Source organism: Methylobacterium sp. 092160098-2 (assembly GCF_028920805.1).
Classification (GTDB): Bacteria; Pseudomonadota; Alphaproteobacteria; order Rhizobiales; family Beijerinckiaceae; genus Methylobacterium; species Methylobacterium fujisawaense.
This window is the reverse complement of record NZ_JAQPZJ010000001.1, coordinates 1-16,187: the sequence shown is the minus strand read 5'-3', so window position 1 is coordinate 16,187 and position 16,187 is coordinate 1. Positions and strand designations below refer to the sequence as shown.

16 protein-coding genes are annotated in these 16,187 nt (G+C 71.7%); 8 read left to right on the top strand and 8 right to left on the bottom strand.

The annotated features are described in order from the left end of the window. Positions 1-55: 55 nt before the first annotated feature. The 7 genes from PQI07_RS00080 to PQI07_RS00050 all read right to left on the bottom strand — a co-directional run bounded on the left by PQI07_RS00080 (position 56) and on the right by PQI07_RS00050 (position 7,229). Positions 56-760: a response regulator transcription factor gene (locus PQI07_RS00080; RefSeq protein ID WP_043357098.1), complete on the bottom strand. Its 705-nt coding sequence runs from the start codon at positions 758-760 to the stop codon at positions 56-58. After that, positions 757-2,388, bottom strand: a complete 1,632-nt coding sequence (locus tag PQI07_RS00075; RefSeq protein ID WP_274925765.1) for a sensor histidine kinase — start codon at positions 2,386-2,388, stop codon at positions 757-759. The genes PQI07_RS00080 and PQI07_RS00075 overlap by 4 nt, the downstream gene beginning before the upstream one ends. A gap of 66 nt (positions 2,389-2,454) precedes the next feature. Beyond that, complete coding sequence (locus tag PQI07_RS00070) at positions 2,455-2,661, bottom strand: hypothetical protein (protein WP_043755620.1); 207 nt, start codon at positions 2,659-2,661, stop codon at positions 2,455-2,457. 84 nt (positions 2,662-2,745) lie between these two features. After that, on the bottom strand, positions 2,746-3,540 hold the full coding sequence (locus PQI07_RS00065) for a formylmethanofuran dehydrogenase subunit C (RefSeq protein WP_043357104.1): 795 nt from the start codon (positions 3,538-3,540) through the stop codon (positions 2,746-2,748). Positions 3,541-3,543: 3 nt separating this feature from the next. Next, positions 3,544-4,491 carry a formylmethanofuran--tetrahydromethanopterin N-formyltransferase gene (fhcD, locus tag PQI07_RS00060; protein ID WP_043357106.1) on the bottom strand — a complete coding sequence of 316 codons (948 nt, stop codon included), beginning with the start codon at positions 4,489-4,491 and terminating at the stop codon, positions 3,544-3,546. Positions 4,492-4,518: 27 nt separating this feature from the next. Continuing rightward, on the bottom strand, positions 4,519-6,165 hold the full coding sequence (locus PQI07_RS00055) for a formylmethanofuran dehydrogenase subunit A (RefSeq protein ID WP_274925764.1): 1,647 nt from the start codon (positions 6,163-6,165) through the stop codon (positions 4,519-4,521). Then, positions 6,159-7,229: a molybdopterin-binding domain-containing protein gene (locus PQI07_RS00050; protein WP_274925763.1), complete on the bottom strand. Its 1,071-nt coding sequence runs from the start codon at positions 7,227-7,229 to the stop codon at positions 6,159-6,161. Before PQI07_RS00050 ends, PQI07_RS00055 begins: the two co-directional genes overlap by 7 nt. Positions 7,230-7,698: 469 nt before the next feature. Here PQI07_RS00050 and PQI07_RS00045 point away from each other — a divergent pair, with 469 nt between their 5' ends. The 8 genes from PQI07_RS00045 to PQI07_RS00010 all read left to right on the top strand — a co-directional run bounded on the left by PQI07_RS00045 (position 7,699) and on the right by PQI07_RS00010 (position 15,135). Continuing rightward, positions 7,699-8,676 (top strand): beta-ribofuranosylaminobenzene 5'-phosphate synthase family protein, encoded by a 978-nt coding sequence (locus tag PQI07_RS00045; RefSeq protein WP_043383727.1) that lies wholly within the window; start codon positions 7,699-7,701, stop codon positions 8,674-8,676. 86 nt (positions 8,677-8,762) lie between these two features. Beyond that, positions 8,763-9,656 carry an NAD(P)-dependent methylenetetrahydromethanopterin dehydrogenase gene (locus tag PQI07_RS00040; protein ID WP_043357114.1) on the top strand — a complete coding sequence of 298 codons (894 nt, stop codon included), beginning with the start codon at positions 8,763-8,765 and terminating at the stop codon, positions 9,654-9,656. A gap of 21 nt (positions 9,657-9,677) precedes the next feature. Next, positions 9,678-10,829 carry an ATP-grasp domain-containing protein gene (locus tag PQI07_RS00035; protein WP_274925762.1) on the top strand — a complete coding sequence of 384 codons (1,152 nt, stop codon included), beginning with the start codon at positions 9,678-9,680 and terminating at the stop codon, positions 10,827-10,829. Beyond that, positions 10,826-11,800: a methenyltetrahydromethanopterin cyclohydrolase gene (gene mch, locus PQI07_RS00030; RefSeq protein WP_043357116.1), complete on the top strand. Its 975-nt coding sequence runs from the start codon at positions 10,826-10,828 to the stop codon at positions 11,798-11,800. The genes PQI07_RS00035 and mch overlap by 4 nt, the downstream gene beginning before the upstream one ends. Positions 11,801-11,912: 112 nt before the next feature. Next, positions 11,913-12,821, top strand: a complete 909-nt coding sequence (locus tag PQI07_RS00025) for an ATP-grasp domain-containing protein (RefSeq protein ID WP_043383731.1) — start codon at positions 11,913-11,915, stop codon at positions 12,819-12,821. A gap of 26 nt (positions 12,822-12,847) precedes the next feature. Continuing rightward, complete coding sequence (locus PQI07_RS00020) at positions 12,848-13,681, top strand: triphosphoribosyl-dephospho-CoA synthase (RefSeq protein WP_274925761.1); 834 nt, start codon at positions 12,848-12,850, stop codon at positions 13,679-13,681. A 238-nt stretch (positions 13,682-13,919) separates the two neighbouring features. Beyond that, positions 13,920-14,432 (top strand): 5,6,7,8-tetrahydromethanopterin hydro-lyase, encoded by a 513-nt coding sequence (gene fae / locus PQI07_RS00015; protein ID WP_043353182.1) that lies wholly within the window; start codon positions 13,920-13,922, stop codon positions 14,430-14,432. Positions 14,433-14,805: 373 nt separating this feature from the next. Further along, positions 14,806-15,135, top strand: a complete 330-nt coding sequence (locus PQI07_RS00010; RefSeq protein ID WP_236952855.1) for a hypothetical protein — start codon at positions 14,806-14,808, stop codon at positions 15,133-15,135. A 106-nt stretch (positions 15,136-15,241) separates the two neighbouring features. Here the strand turns inward: PQI07_RS00010 and groEL are convergent. Continuing rightward, on the bottom strand, positions 15,242-16,187 hold a 946-nt coding region (gene groEL, locus PQI07_RS00005; RefSeq protein WP_274925760.1), incomplete at its 5' end, for a chaperonin GroEL.

Below are 16,187 nucleotides of genomic sequence, written 5' to 3'. Positions count from 1 at the left end.
TAAACGCCCGGAAACCATCACGAAACGCGCCGCCCTACGACTAAAGTACAGTGGCTCACTGTCGAAAGTCGGGACCGCGCAGTTCGAGCATGAATCCCTTGCCACGCACCGTGACCAGGCCGGGACCGCCGTAGCGGACGAAATCGGCCATCTTCGAGCGCAGATAGCCGATATAGACGTCGACCACGTTGAGCGAGAGGCCACCCTGGCTGGCCCAGAGGCGGTCGAAGATATCGGCTCGGGAGACCGGCTTGCCGATGTTCTCCATCAACATGCCGAGCAGGTCGGCCTCGCGGGGGGTGAGGCGGGCGCTGGCCTCGCCGCAGCTGGCCTGCCGGGTCTCGAGGTCCAGCATCAGCTTGCCGACGGTGATGCGCGACCGCGGTGCCTCCGCCTGCTCGCGCCGCATCAGATGGGTCCGCAGGCGGGCGACCAGCTCGTCGAACTCGAAGGGTTTGATGATGTAGTCGTCGGCGCCGAGCGCCAGCCCTTCGGCCCGGTCACGAATCTCGTCCCGGGCGGAGAGGAACAGGATCGCCCCGGGAAAGCCGCCCTCCCGCAGGGAGCGGCAGACGTCGTGCCCCGACCCGTCCGGGAGGTTGATGTCGAGGAGCACGGCGCCGGGGGCCGGATCGTGGGCGGCCTTGAGCGCCTCGTCCACGCAGGCTGCCGTCCCGACTTCAAATCCCTCGGCTTCCAGGCCCCGAGCCAGAAGGCCGCGGATGTCGATGTCGTCCTCGACGATCAGGATCCGCGTCATGCGGCCGACTCCTTCACCTGCCCGCCGGTCGCGCCGTCGACCGGCCCCGCATCCCATGCCGGATCGAGGGCCGGGATGTCCAGGGTCACGCGGGCGCCGCGCCCGTCGGGCCCGGCACCGAGCCGAATCGTGCCGCCATGCTGCTCGACGATCCAGCGCGCCAGGGCGAGGCCGATGCCGAATCCGGTCTCGTCGGGACCCGCCCCCGATCCACGCCTGAAGCGTTCGAACAGGTCGGCTTCGGATGCATTGAAGCCCGGACCGTCGTCCGTGACGGTGATCCGCCCGATGGGTCCCGGGCCCGCCGCCAGGGCAACCTCGACGCGGGTGAGGCCGGCGGCATGACGCAGGGCGTTGTCCACGAGGCTCTCGACGGTCTGGCGGATCCATTCGCGGTCGGCGAGGCACTCGACGTCCCGGGTGCCGGGATCGAGGCCGAGGCCGACGCGACGGCGGGCCGCTTCGGAGCTCATGTTGTCCACCGCCTCCGCGAGGAGCTGAGCGAGTCCCAGACGGCGCTTGTCGAACTCGATCTCGCCGGATTCCGAGCGCGCAACCCGCAGCAGGTCCTCGACCCTTAGCTTGAGACGCTGCGCCCGCTTCTTGATCGTCGCGAAAACCGGATTCGGGTCGGCGCCCCGGGATGCGCCGCGCAGGGCGAGGTCGCACTCGCCCAGGATGACCGTGAGGGGGGTGCGCAGCTCGTGGCTGACATCGGCGAAGAAGCGGCGCCGGGATTGGTCGACGGCTTCGAGGCGGGCGTTGGCGGCCCGCAGATCGGCCGTGCGTGCCGCCACGGTATCCTCCAGCGCCGCGCGGTCGGCCGCAACCCGCGATTCCCGCCGGGCGAGGCGGGCGGCCATGCGGTTGACGTTGGTCATCAGCAGTCCGAGTTCGTCGCGCGTGGCGACGGAGAGCCGGGTGTCGAGGGCGCCGTGGCCGATGGCGCTCGCGGCCCGGCGGACCTCCTCGATCCGCGCCAGGGTCGGCCGGGTGACGCCGCGGTAGAGGATCGCCAGCAGCACGAGAGCCGCCGCCACCGCGGCGGCGGCGGCCAGACGCAGGCGCTCCGACAGCGCCCGGGCCTGCTCGGAGCCGAGGGCCATGCTGCGCCGTTCGGCCTCGATCAGGAAGGACAGGGGCTGGCCGGTCATGGCCCCGAAGCCGTTGAGCGCCCCCTTGATCGCGTCCTGGCGCCGCTCCGGATCGGTCTGGCGGCTGATCAGCGACACCTGCCGGTCCAGGACGGCGCGGGCCGCGCGCAGCTGGGCCATGGGGCGTGTACGGGCGGCGTACTGCATCCGGTCGGCCGGGTCGTCGCTCGGCGGGAAGCTTTTGGCGAGCGCCTCATCCACGGTGGTCAGGGCGCGGTCGGCATTGTCTCGGGCGATCGCCATCGCCTCAGGCTGGCCGTCGGGATTGCCGACGGTCTCCACGGCCGCCATGCCGAACTGGGTGAGGCGGCCCGACAGCTCGGCCAGAAGTTCCAGGCGACGCTGGGCCTCGAGGGTGCGGTCGACGGTCCGTTCCGCCGCCCCGATCGCCGCCAGCGCGGCCGCGGCCGCCAGCATCACGACGATGGCGGTGCCCCCGAGCAACAGGGCGAAGCGGACCTTCAGCGAGCGCATCGTGGTCGTCGCGCCGTCAATGCGGGACCGAGCATGTCACCGTCCGGCCGCTGAGCCAAGGTGCCGTCACAGCTCCTTCGGCAGGCTGCCCTTGGCGGCGCAGCGCCAGCGTTCCACGTGCCATTCGGGATGCGCGGCCTGCCAGGTCGCCAGCGCACTCTGCGAGTTGCGCAGGCAGACGAACGGGCTCGCTTTCTCGAACGACATCTCGATCCGGTCCTCGCGGCAGGTCGAGGGTTGGGCGACGAGGCAGATCGACAGCAGCAGCAACATGGGCGTGTCCCCGGGTTGCCGGCCTCGATCGGGCCGGCTTGGCGGAGAGCATAGGACGCGTCCACGCCCCTTGCCCAGGCGGCGTCAGGCCGCGACCCAGATCTCGCCCTTGGCGATGGTGGCGAGGTCGCCCGAGTAGCGACGCAGCGGCTTGGCGAGCAGGTCGGCATGCTCGGCGCTGAGGCCGCGCAGCGCCTTCGCCAGGAGCCGGAGGAACACGAGATCGTGCGTCCCCGTCTCCACGAAGGTCGAAGCCATCCGGCCGTGCGCACCCAGGAGAAGCGTTCCGCGGCGCATGCCGAGACCGGGGTGATCGCCCACCGCGAGGGCCGCCAGGGTTCCGGCGATCATGCGCGATCCCGCGAAGGCCCCCGCGCGTCCGGCCACGATCGTCCCGCGCCGCATCCGGTCGCCGAGATGGGCGCCGGCCGTGCCGCGAATGATCAGGGTCGCACCGTCGAGCCCGGCCTTGGCGGCATAGACCGCACCGCCGGCGTAATCTCCGGCATCGCCCTCGATGGTGATCGTGCCGCCGGTGGCGCCGGAGGCCGCATAGGGCCCGGCATGGCCTGTGACGGTGACGCGGCCGCCCGCCATGCCGGCGCCGAGGCGCTGGCCGACATCGCCGGTGACCCGGATCGTGCCCGCCGACAGGGAGGCGCCGACCCGGTCGAGACGCTCGTGGCCGCCCTCGAGGGTCAGGGTGTCGGAGCCGTCCAACGAGACGGCGAAGCAGTCGCCGAGGCGCACGCCGGTCCGGGTGGTCCCGACCTCCAGGCGCTCGGCTTCGCCCTGCGACAGGCGGCTCAGAGCCGCGGGGTTGATGTTGAGGAAGTCCAGGCGCTCCGGCGGAGCCGCACGCAGGGTGAGGGTGCTCACGGCTCAGCCCTCCGTCTTGGCGTCGTCGCGCGCGATCAGGTCGCGCAGATGGTAGTGGTGGCGGCCGAGATTGCCGCCGTAATTTCCGGCCGTGACCGCGATCAGCCCGTGCTTGCCGCCGATCTCGGTGGCCGCGTGCAGGCCGGCGCGCATCGAGTCGGACACGCCCTGCGAGGTCAGGGCGTCGATCACGATCTCCAGCACCACGCCGCATTCGGCCGGGAGCGCCGAGCCGGCGCGCCCCTTGAGGGTCGGGCAGTAAGCGTCGTTGGTCGAGGCCATCATGCCCTTGGTCCGGCCGCCGACCTTGGAGCCGGAACGGACGATGCCGCCGGGGAACGGCAGGATCGCGCCCGGCACCGCCTTGGCGGCCTCCACGGCGATCTCGGCGACCTTCAGCGTCTCGGCGTGGTTGCGGCCGAGGAACAGCAGGTTGCCGCCACCGACCGCGCCGTCTACGGCTCGGACCGTGTCCTCGCAGAGGAACTCGCCGTCCATCACCGGGATGCGCCAGTAGCGCCGGGCCTTGCCGGTGGCGTCGGGCAGGCGCTTGGCCACCGCGAAGCCGTCACCGAAATAGCGGATCGCGCCGCCGAGCTTGATCTTGGTCGGCCCGTCGACGCCGGCGTAGCAGGCGGTGCCCGGGCAGGTGAGGATGCACTGGCCGACCCGCTTGATCAGCTGGTCCTTGAGGCCGTTCGGCTCGAAGCCGAACAGCAGGATGCGCACGCCCGGCCGCCCGTCGGGAGTCTCCTCCGGCGACAGCTCGGCGTCGATGCCCGCCTCAGCGCCGCAGCCGATCACCGAGGTGGCGAAGCCCGTCATCGTGGTGGCGGCGATCATCGCCCACTTGGCGGTGTCGTTCGTGACGATGATGGCGGTGCCGGCCACATCGAACGCCTCCGCGAAGGTGTCGATGACCGGGATGCCGTTGAGGGAGAGATCAGACATCGTTCTTCCCGCGGCTCGCCCCTCTGATCACAACCGGCATGGCACCGCCTCGAAATTGTCCGGACCGTCGCCGAAGGCCGCGTCGGGCACGGCGAAGCTGTCGAGGCCCTCGCCGAACCGCTCCGTCAGGTAGGTGTCGGCGCGCTTCGCCATGGCCTTGTCGGACTCGACCGTCAGCGACAGCGTCCGGCCGGCCCGCCATTCCACCACCTCGCCGTCCTCGACGATCGGCACGCCGTCCTTGAGGACGAGCTTGGCGGCGGTGAACATCGCGGTTCGGTCGGTGTCGTCCCGGTAGACCGCCACGTCCGCCCGGGCACCGGCCCGCAGATGGCCGCGGTCGTCCAGCCCCAGCAGCTTGGCCGGACCCGACCGGGTCAGCTGCGCGATTTCCGAGAGCGTGTACTCGCGCTCCAGGCCAGGAAGGCCGGAGCGCTCGCCCACGATCTTGGGCAGCGTCGCGATCTCGCGGTCACGCTCCGACTTGTCCATCAGCAGGTGGATGATGCGCGGGTACTGGGTGAACGGGCCACCGTTCGGGTGGTCGGTCGTCAGGATCGTCCGCTCCGGATCGGTGGAGAGCAGCATGATCTCCAGGCCGATCGCCCATTGCAGCGAGCTGGTCGGGCCCCGGGGCCGGTACAGGAACGGCACCACGCCGCCGCCTTCGGCGTCGCCCGCGTTCAGCACCCACTTCTTCGGCTTCGCGCCCTTCCGGCCCGCGAACTGACGGAGGATGTCGAGGGACACCGTCACCGTCTGGCCGAACACCACCTGCCCGATGTCGAGGGTGGCGTTCGGATTGTCGGCGATCGCCTGCGCGATGCGCTCGGCGGCCGAGCGGAAACCGCCGGTGCCGGGATTGGCCGGATCGACCGCGCCGTAGGCGTAGAACTGCGCGTGGGCGAAGTGGATGCGCCGGCCCTCCGCTGCATCCAGGGTCGCCATGAAGCTGTCGTCCGCTCCGGGCAGGCCCAGGTTGTTGCAGTGGACGTGCAGCGGGTGCGGGACGCCGATCTCCTCGACCGCGTCGAGGAGCGAGCCCATGATCTGCCGGGTCGAGAGCCCGTAGCAGGGGATCTCGTCGTCCAGCGACAGGCGCAGCGCCCCGTCCTTGAAGGCGGAGGCGCCGCCCGCGTTGATGCACTTCACCCCGAGGCCGCGGGACTGGGCGACCGACAGGGCGACGAGGTCGCGCACGGCGTTGCCGCCCTGGCGCTCGCGCAGCATCTCCAGAAGCTGGTCGTCGTTGCCCATCACCGTGAGGGCGCCGCGGTCGAGCAGCGGGATGTCGGCGAGCTCGAGCTGCGTGCCCAGGGCGTGGGTCGGCGGCATCGCCGGCTCGACGGCCGTGGTGTAGCCCATCCGCGCGTAGGTCGAGCCGATCCAGGCCGCGGCCCCGCCCGCATGGGCGAAGGGATGGCCGTCGGGGGCCGCCTCGCTCACGTAGAGGTCGGGCAGGAGCAGCCGCGAGGTGATCACGTTGCCGCCGGCGATGTGCGAATGCACCTCGACGCCGCCGGCCATCACCACGCAGCCCGCCGCATCGATCACGGCGTCGGGCTCGCGGCCCGGCGGTTCGATGATGCGGCCATCCTCGATCCAGACGTCACCGACAGAATCGCGGGACGCGGTCGGATCGACGACGCGCCCGCCCCGGATCACGCTCAGCATGCGGAATCACTCCTCGACGCGGCCTGCACCGTGGCCAGACGCTCCTTGAGCGCGGCCAGCACCGACGCGGCCGACGGCAGATCCGACGGCGCAGTGGCCGGCCAGAAGGTCAGGGCGGCGCGCTGCTCGTTCCACAGGACGCCGCCGTGGTCGCGGCCAGGCTGGCCGACAGAGATCACCACCTCGGCAGCCTGCGCCTCGCCTTCCGCGACCAGAGCCACGGACGGCACCGCGGACAGCCATTCCGGGCGCGCCACCGGGACGGCACCGAGCCAGAGAACGGCGTCGGCCTCGCCGGCAGCGACCTGCCGGGCGGCGTCGAAGCGCCAGGGATCATGCTCGGGGACGCGGCGCCCGAAGCCGCTGCGGGGCGCCTGACCGGTCGTCCAGGCCGAGACCGGCACGACGGCCCGGTCCTGCCCGGCCGCACCGACCGCCAGGGTGAAGCAGCGTGTGGTTTCGCTTAGCTCCATGGCGAGGCCCTGGAGCATCTCGACACCGAACTCGCCGAGTTCGGCCGGATCGTAGAGCAGCACGCCGTACTGCGCGGCCGCGAGCCGGGACGCGATCTGACCCGGCAAGGCGTCACCGGCGAGATGCCCGCGGGCATAGGCCCGCAGCTCGGCCACGGCCTCCGGCAGCCCGCCATCGGCGGGCCAGGCCAGCGCCGCACCGGCGTTCGCACCCACCGCCAGGAGGGCCCTGTCGGATCCGGCGGCACGCCCACGGGTCGGCTTGGCGTCGATCAGGCGTTTCATGAGCGGCGCCTGCCAGGGGGCGGCACCGACGACGAGAACCGTGTCGGCGCGTCCGACGGCCTCGGCAGGCGTCGTCGTGAGGGCACCGACCCGGCTCAGCGCTCCGAGCTCGGCATAGGTCCCGGCCGCGCCGGCGGTATCGACCGAGGCGCCGATGCGCCCCGCGAGATCATAGGCTGCGCGGATCGCAGCCACGTCGGCGCTGAGGCCGGCGATCACCGGCGCGCGCGCCTTGGCGAGCAGGGATGCGGCCGCCTCGACGGCGGTGCCCGCGTCCGTCGCGCCACCCTTCACCCAGGCTGCCATGCTCCCTCTCGCAACGTTCTTGCTTGGTTTCGGAGCGGGCGACGGCCGTAAGACCGGACGAAGCAGGTGCGCCTCAGCATGAGGGTTCCCCACCGAATCGGAATGGCGCATCCGCCCGGCATGTCCGGGCAGCGGCAAACTCGGCGCGCCGTCGCAACCCCTAGGTTTGCATTCATCCGCGCACCGCGGCAAGGGGGGTCCGGCGGCGATCCGCATCGCAAGGTGGATCGCCAGGGGGTTTGCAAGGTGGTTCGCGAGGTGGATTGCGCGGATGGGCCGGCGCCGCCCCGCGATCCTGCGGACACCTTGTGCGGACAGGCCGAGCGACCGCGCAACCTGAACTGGAACCGAGCGCCGGAATTGCCGTGATGGCGGTGCGATCCAGGCCTGTCCAAGTTGCCTGGCCCCGGGCCACGTGTGAAAAGCGCGCCGCGCATGCGCCGGGCCTGCGGGATTCGAGGGACGTGTGTTGGGCGAGGTCCCTGAAAGGAACGAGGTGGCAGCGGACGGTGCCGTGCGGGTCGAGGCCCCGGCACGGCTGCATTTCGGATTCCTGGACCTGCACGGCGGTCTCGGCCGCCGGTTCGGCAGCATCGGGCTCGCCATCGATGCGCCGTCCCTCGCCCTGAGCGCCCGTCGGGCAGCGCGGCCTTCCGTGGAGGGACCCGAAGCCGACCGCGTGCGCGGCTATGTCCGTGCCGCCGCCGCCCATCTCGGGCACGGCGAAGACGTGGCGGTGACGGTGGAGCGGGTCATCCCGGCCCATGCCGGTTTCGGTTCGGGCACGCAGCTCGCCCTCGCGGTGGCGGCAGCCATGGCACGGCTCAGCGGCGAGCCCTTCGCGCCGGATGCCTTCGCGGCAACCCTGGACCGGGGCAACCGGTCCGGCGTGGGCCTGCGCGCCTTCACGGAGGGCGGCCTGATCGTCGATGGCGGCCGCGGCGCGGACGGGGGCCCGCCTCCGGTCATCGCGCGTCTGCCCTATCCCGAGGCCTGGCGGATCGTCCTGATCCTCGATCCGGGCATGGCGGGCGTGCACGGGACGCGCGAGGTCGAGGCGTTCCGCGATCTGCCGCGCTTTCCCGAGGCCCAGGCGGCGGAGATCTGCCGGATCGCGCTGATGCAGGTCCTGCCCGCGGTCGCCCTGGCCGAGCCCCAGGGCTTCGGTGCCGGGATCACCCGAATCCAGACGCTGATCGGCGACCATTTCGCGCCCCATCAGGGGGGCCGCTACGCCAGCGCCGCGGTGGCGGAGGCGCTGGCGAGCATCGCCGCGCAGGGCGTGCCGGGCTACGGGCAGTCCTCCTGGGGGCCGACCGGCTTCGCCCTGATGGCGTCCGAGGCCGAGGCCCGCGCCCTGGTGGCCGGCCTCGACCGCGGCGGCCCGCTCCGGTTCGTCATCGCCCGGGGCCGCAACAGTGGCGCTTCGGTAACCGGTCCGGCGTGAGCCGCCCACCCCGGGCTTGACCCGGGGCACCGCTCCGGGTTTGGACGGTGGACAGGCGCATCTGTCGCGCGCCGCATGAGGATTTCATGGCCCGCTCGATCCTCCACATGCTGACGCCGCTCCGGCACATGAGCCCGTTCGACGTGAACATGGCCGTGGATGCCGGGTTCGAGACGGTGGTGACCTACACCGAGGTCAGCCTCGCCGACGTTGTCTCGCTGACCCAGGATTCGATCTTCTCGCGGTCGCCGGCCGACGGGACGCGAACGGGCATCTTCATCGGCGGCAAGAACGCCGAGGACGCCCTCGACATGGTCGACCGCGCCAAGAAGGCCTTCGTGCCGCCCTTCGTGAATCACGTCTTCGCAGATCCGGCCGGCTCGTTCACCACCGGCGCGGCCATGGTGGCCCAGGTCTCCCGCGCCCTGCGGCAGAAGTTCAACACCGACCTCACCGGCAAGCGCATCGTGATCTTCGGCGGCGCCGGCGTCGTCGCCTACGTGGCCGCGGTGATCGGCGCCCTGCAGGGCGCCACCACCGTTCTGGTCGGGCACGACGGCGAGGAGCGGGTCTCGAAGATCGCCTTCACGATGAAGTGGCGCTTCGGCATCGAGGTCGGCGCTGTCGACGGCACGACCCCCGAGGATCGCCGCGCCGCCATCCGCGACGCCGACGTCATCCTCTCCGCCGGGCCGGCGGGCATCCCGATCCTCACCGCGGAGGACCTGAAGTCGGCGCCGAAGCTGCTCGTCGCCTCGGACGTCAACGCCGTGCCGCCTGCCGGCATCGCGGGGATCGACGTGAACGCGGTCGACGTCGCCCTGCCCACCGGCAAGGGCGTCGGCATCGGCGCGCTGGCAGTCGGCAACGTGAAGTACCAGACGCAGCGGCGCCTGTTCGACCGGATGCTCGCCTCCGACACGCCGCTCTGCCTCGACTTCCGCGACGCCTACGCGCTCGCAGTGGAGATCGCCGGCTAGTCCGATACGAGCCGGCCCCGGATGGCGGATGCGGTCCTGATCGCCGCCCAGGCCGGGCGCGCCCTGGCCGAGGCGGCGCGGCGTGCCGGGCTTCGTCCTTACGTAGCCGATCTGTTCGGGGACGCGGATACGCTCGCCGCCGCCGAGGCCTACCGGCCGCTGCCCGGCCGCTTCGGAACCGCGCCGGCCGCGGACGCGACGGTGGCCGCGCTCGACCATCTGGCCGTAGCCGCCGGCCGCCCGATCGGGCTCATTCTGGGCAGTGGCTTCGAGGACGCGCCGGACTTGATCGGGCGCCTCGCCGCGCGGCACCGGCTGATCGGCGCGTCGGCCGAGACCGTCTCGACCCTCAAGGCGCCCCTGGCCTTCGCGGCCCTCTGCACACGCCTCGGCGTGCCGCATCCCGCGGTGGCAACCGACCCGCCGCCGGATCCGCGGGCGTGGCTGCTCAAGCGCGCGGGCGGCAGCGGCGGCAACCACATCCGGGCTGCGACCCGGTCGCCGGCACCGCAGGGCCACTACTTCCAGCAACGCGTACCGGGCCGGCCGCACGCCTTGAACTTCCTCGCCGACGGCCGGACGATCCGCATCCTCGCCGTCACCGAGCAATGGTGCGCGCCGTCGCCGATCCGTCCCTTCCGCTATGCCGGGGCCCTGGCCCGCGGTGCCGGGGAAGCCCCGGCGCTCCCCGTTGCGCTCGTGGACGCCATCGCCGCCGGCACCGAGCGGATCGTCGCCGCGACCGGCTTGCGGGGGCTCGCCAGCGCCGACCTGCTGGTCGAGGGTTCGGCGTGGTGGCTCACCGAGATCAATCCCCGGCCCGGCGCGACGCTGGACATCCTCGACCGGCGCGGGATTCCGCTGCTTCCCGCCCATATCGCGGCCAGCCTCGGCACGATGCCGGACCCCGGGCCGCATCCGGCGGATGCGGCGGCCGCGCAGATCTGTTACGCGGACCGGGAGCTTGCGCCTGTTCCGGACCTCGAGTGGCCGGACTGCGTGCGCGACCGTCCGTGCCCCGGCGCGGTGGTCCGCCGCGACGCGCCGCTCTGCACGGTGCTGGCCGAAGGCGCGGACCGGGCGGAGGTGCTCGCCCTGTTGGAAACGCACACGGCGCGCCTGCGGGCCGTCTGCGCGGCGAAGAAAACTCACCCCGAGGAAGCCCTGTCATGAGTGCCAGCCAATCCTATCCCAGCATCAACGCGCTCGCGGCGCCCCTCGTCGAGCGGCTCGTGGCGGATGCCGCGACGCTGCGGCTCTCCGTGACGCAGGCGGCCGGCGGCGCCCGGATGGTCGATGCCGGCGCGCAGGCAAGGGGGTCGATCGAAGCCGGGCGGCGCATCGCCGAGATCTGCCTCGGCGGCCTCGGCACCGTCACGATCGCGCCGACCGGACCGATCGCCTCCTGGCCCTATTCGGTGACGGTCCACGCCGCCGACCCGGTCCTCGCCTGTCTGGGGAGCCAGTATGCGGGCTGGAGCCTCGCGGACGAGACCGGTGATTCCGGCTTCTTCGCCCTCGGCTCGGGGCCCGGCCGGGCGGTGGCGGCCGTCGAGGACCTGTACCAGGAACTCGGCTTTCGCGACTCCGCCACGAAGACTGCCCTCGTGCTGGAAGCGGCGGGCGGGCCGCCGGAGAGCGTCGTCGCCAAGGTCGCCGAGGCCTCCGGCCTGAAGCCCGAGGACCTGACCTTCATCTTCGCGCCGACCCAGAGCCTCGCCGGCTCCACCCAGGTCGTGGCCCGCGTCCTCGAGGTCGCCCTCCACAAGGCCCACACGGTCGGCTTCGACCTGCACGCCATCGTGGACGGGATCGGCTCGGCGCCGCTGTCGCCGCCGCACCCGGACTTCATCAAGGCGATGGGCCGCACCAACGACGCGATCATCTACGGCGGACGCGTGCAGCTCTTCGTGGATGCCGACGATGCCGATGCCAGGCAGCTCGCCGAACAGCTGCCCTCGACGACGTCGAGCGACCATGGCGCGCCTTTCGCCGACATCTTCGGCCGGGTGAACGGCGACTTCTACAAGATCGACGGCGCCCTGTTCTCGCCGGCCGAGGCGATCGTCACGTCGGTGCGCACCGGCGTCACCTACCGCGGCGGCCGTCTGGAGCCGACGCTGGTCGACGCGTCCTTCGCGTGAAGCACGCCGGGCTCCCTCTCCCCTGCGGGAGAGGGAGCCCCAACCGGATCCGGACGGCGACATCTTCCTGGCCCCCCCGCAGGCGGGTGGCAGCGTGACGATCAGGACCCCCATGCGCATCGGGCTCGCGGCCGATAACGGCACCTGGCACAAGAACCGCCTGCTGGCGGCCCTGCGCGCGAGCGGCGTGGAGCCGGTCCTGTTCTCCCTGGCGGACGTCGCCGTGGTCACGGGCGGCAGCGAGCCCCTGCGCGTGCCGGGCTTCCCGGACGCGCTGCCGGACGGCGTGCTGATGCGGACCATTGCGGGCGGCACCTTCGAGGCGACGACGATGCGGCTCGGGGTGCTGCACGCCCTTGTCGCGTCTGGTGTCACCGTCTGGAACGCCCCGACCGCGATCGAGCGCTCGGTGGACAAGGCCGCCACGTCGCTGCTCATCGACCGGGCCGGGCTCCCGACGCCGGAGACCTGGGTCTTCTCGAAGCGCGAGGCGGCGGCGTCCCTGGTCGCCGCCGAGGCACGGCCGGGTGCGCCCCTGGTGCTGAAGCCGCTGTTCGGGTCACAAGGCGAGGGACTTGCCCTCATCGAGCGCCCGGAAGACCTTCCCGACGAGGAGGCGGTGGCGCGGGTCTACTATCTCCAGCGCTACGTTCCCCGCCGGGACGGATTGTGGCGCGATTACCGGGTGTTCGTCTGCGACGGACGGGCCATCGCCGGCATGATCCGCGAGGGCGACGGCTGGATCACCAACGTCCACCGGGGCGGCCGGCCGCTCCCCTGGGCGATGCCGCGCGCCGCCGCCGAGCTGGCCGAGGCGGCCGCCGCCGCGGTCGGCGTCGATTATTCCGGCGTCGACCTCGTCGAGGACGGGGAGGGCGGGTTCTCGGTCCTGGAGGTCAATTCCATGCCGGCCTGGTCGGGCCTGCAGACCGTGTGCGAGACCGATATCGCCGCCGCGGTGGTGCGCGGCTTCCTCGCCGCGGCCCGCGGCGCCAGCCGTCCCCGGCTCGTGGTGGCATGAGCGGACCCGGCACGAGCGGAACCGGGATGAGCGGCCTCGACGCGGCGCTGATCGGCACGCTCTACCGGGCCGCCTGCCTCGCGGAGCTCGACGCCCTCAAGCCCGGCAATGTCCACGCCTACGCGCCCGGCCATCGCATGGTGCTGGCGGATTTCGTCATCAGCGCCGATGTCTCGGCGCCGGCCCTGGCCCGGGCGGGCGCCGGCGTGGGCATGCGGATCCGCGACGGCGTCGCCGCCACGATGGCGGCGGTGGGCCAGAACACCAATCTCGGCATCCTGCTCCTCTGCGCCCCCCTGGCCGTCGCGGCCGAGCGGGGCCTGACCGTCGCGACGGCGCTCAAGACGCTGAACACCACGGATGCGGACGCCGTCTTCGCGGCCATCCGCCTCGCCAATCCGGGCGGCCTCGGCCAAGCCGAGCACCACGACGTCGCCCACGCGGCGCCCGCCGCCCTGCACGATGCAATGGCGGAGGCCGCCAACCGGGACCGGATCGCCCGCGCCTACGTGACGGACTTCGCGGACGTGCCGGCGATCGGGCTCGCGGCCCTGGCCGAGGCCCGCGCTGGGGGGCTCGACCCCACATGGTGTACGACCGCGATTCATCTCGCCTTTCTCCAGGCGGTCCCCGACAGCCATGTCGCCCGCAAGCACGGCGCCGCGGCGGCCGAACGCATCCGCCGGGAGGCCGAGGCCCTTCGCGCCGGGATCGACCTCGCCGCACGGCCGGTCGACGCGCTGCTGGCCTTCGACGCGTCGTTGAAGGCGCGGGCCATCAATCCTGGCACGAGCGCCGATTTTACGGTCGCGACGCTGTTCTGGGACGCCCTTGCGGCTGCCGGCGCACGGCTGGCCTGACCCAGGTGCACGATCCGGGGATCGCGGCACCGGACAGATGGAAATTCCTTCGTGTCAGAGCCTTGCGCGGGTTGTGAGCCGCTGGGCCCCGCTGTAGGGTCCGCCGCGCTGTCCGGCCCAACCGGCTCGGCTCATCCGGCTCGGCCGGCATGGTCGGGCGCCGATAACAAGGATGGCTTCCCGGCCGCGGCACCGCCCGGCGCGCGGCTCTATTTCGGAATCCAGGGAGAGACACCGAATGGCGAAGATCACCAAGGTTCAGGTCGGCGAAGCGCTCGTCGGCGAGGGCAACGAGGTCGCCCACATCGATCTCATCATCGGACCGCGCGGCTCGCCCGCCGAGACGGCTTTCTGCAACGGCCTCGTGAACAACAAGCACGGCTTCACCAGCCTGCTCGCGGTCATCGCGCCGAACCTGCCGTGCAAGCCGAACACCCTGATGTTCAACAAGGTCACCATCAACGACGCCCGTCAGGCCGTCCAGATGTTCGGCCCGGCCCAGCACGGCGTTGCCAAGGCCGTGCAGGACGCGGTGGCCGAGGGCATCATCCCGGCGGACGAGGCCGACGACCTGTACATCCTGGTCGGCGTGTTCATCCACTGGGAGGCGGCCGACGACGCCAAGATCCAGAAGTACAACTACGAGGCGACCAAGCTGTCGATCCAGCGCGCCGTCAACGGTGAGCCGAAGGCTTCGACGGTCACCGAGCAGCGCAACTCGGCGCAGCACCCCTTCGCCGCCAACGCTTAGATCGGGGACGGTCCTGGGCAGAGCGAGCCTCCGCCCGCACCGCGGGGCCTGCTCCAGCGACTGGCTTCGATCTTCCTTGGCCGATAGGTAAGCCTTTGAACGGGACGGCGAAAGCCGTCCCGTTTTTCGTTCGTCGCCTGCCACTCGAACCGCCTTGAGACGGGGCTTCGGGCGCCGGCGCGCTGGACTCGTCACGGTCGGCGCGCGCGACCGCGGACGCGCGGACTGAGCCCGAGACGTCGGCCTCCCCTCGACCGCTGTGCGCCTTCGCGGCAGGGTGAGGCGCGGTCGCACCGGTGACGCGGCGGCGCCGCCGACGTCGAGGCTCCGCCGTTGATGTGGAAGAACTCCATCGCGGCGCGCGGATACTCTGTTGTCGCGGCCGCGCCAATCAGAGTCGCAAGGTCAGGTCATGCCAACAGCCGCCGAAGAATCCGCAGCCCTGCGCGATGATTGGATGCACGGCGGCCATCTGGTCCTCGCCGCGGATCCCGATCCGTCGGATCACGCGGCGATCCATGCCTGGATCCTCGACGTCATCGAGGGCGGCGGCGGAGACCCCGATCACGACGGTATCCGCGACCTGATCTACCACAGCCTGAACTTCGACATCCCTTTCCAGGCGACCGAGCGTGTCCGGCAATCCTTGATTGCCACCGTGCGAGCCCGCCTTCAGGCCCCGGCGTCGCGTCAAGGCCGCTGAGCCCGACCGGACTCCGCCGCGCGCGCCGAGCAGCCACGGCAGCGCCAAAAGAAAAGGGGCCGCCTCTCGGCGACCCCCTTCCTCCGTCATGCGCGGTGGCGTGGACTTAGAAGTCCATGCCGCCCATGCCGCCGCCCGGCATCGCCGGAGCAGGGCTGTCCTTCTTCGGAGCGTCAGCGACCATCGCCTCAGTGGTCACCAGCAGGCCGGCGACCGAGGCCGCGTCCTGCAGGGCGGTACGCACCACCTTGGCCGGGTCGACGATGCCGGCCTGGATCATGTCGACGTACTCTTCGGTCTGGGCGTTGAAGCCGTAGGTCTCGGAGTCCGCCTTGTCGGTGATCTTGCCGACCACGATCGAACCCTCGACGCCCGCGTTCTGGGCGATCTGGCGGATCGGGGCTTCAAGGGCCTTGAGGACGATCTTGATGCCGGCCTGGACGTCCGGAATGTCGGACTTCAGGGCAGCGACCGCCTTCTTGGCGCGCAGGAGCGCGGTGCCGCCGCCGGGGACGATGCCTTCCTCGACCGCCGCGCGGGTGGCGTTGAGGGCGTCGTCGACGCGGTCCTTCTTCTCCTTGACCTCGACCTCGGTCGCGCCGCCGACGCGGATCACCGCGACGCCGCCCGCGAGCTTGGCCAGACGCTCCTGAAGCTTCTCGCGGTCATAGTCCGAGGTGGTCTCCTCGATCTGCGCCTTGATCTGGCTGATCCGGCCCTCGATGTCGGCCTTCTCGCCGACGCCGTCGATGATCGTGGTGTTCTCCTTCTCGATCCGCACGCGCTTGGCGCGGCCGAGCATCGGGAGCGTCACGTTCTCGAGCTTGATGCCGAGGTCCTCGGCGATCATCTGGCCCTTGGTCAGGATCGCGATGTCCTCGAGCATCGCCTTGCGGCGGTCACCGAAGCCCGGCGCCTTCACGGCCGCGACCTTCAGGCCGCCGCGGAGCTTGTTGACGACGAGCGTGGCGAGCGCCTCACCCTCGATGTCCTCGGCGATGATCAGGAGCGGCTTGCCGGTCTGGACCACGGCCTCGAGCACCGGCAGCATC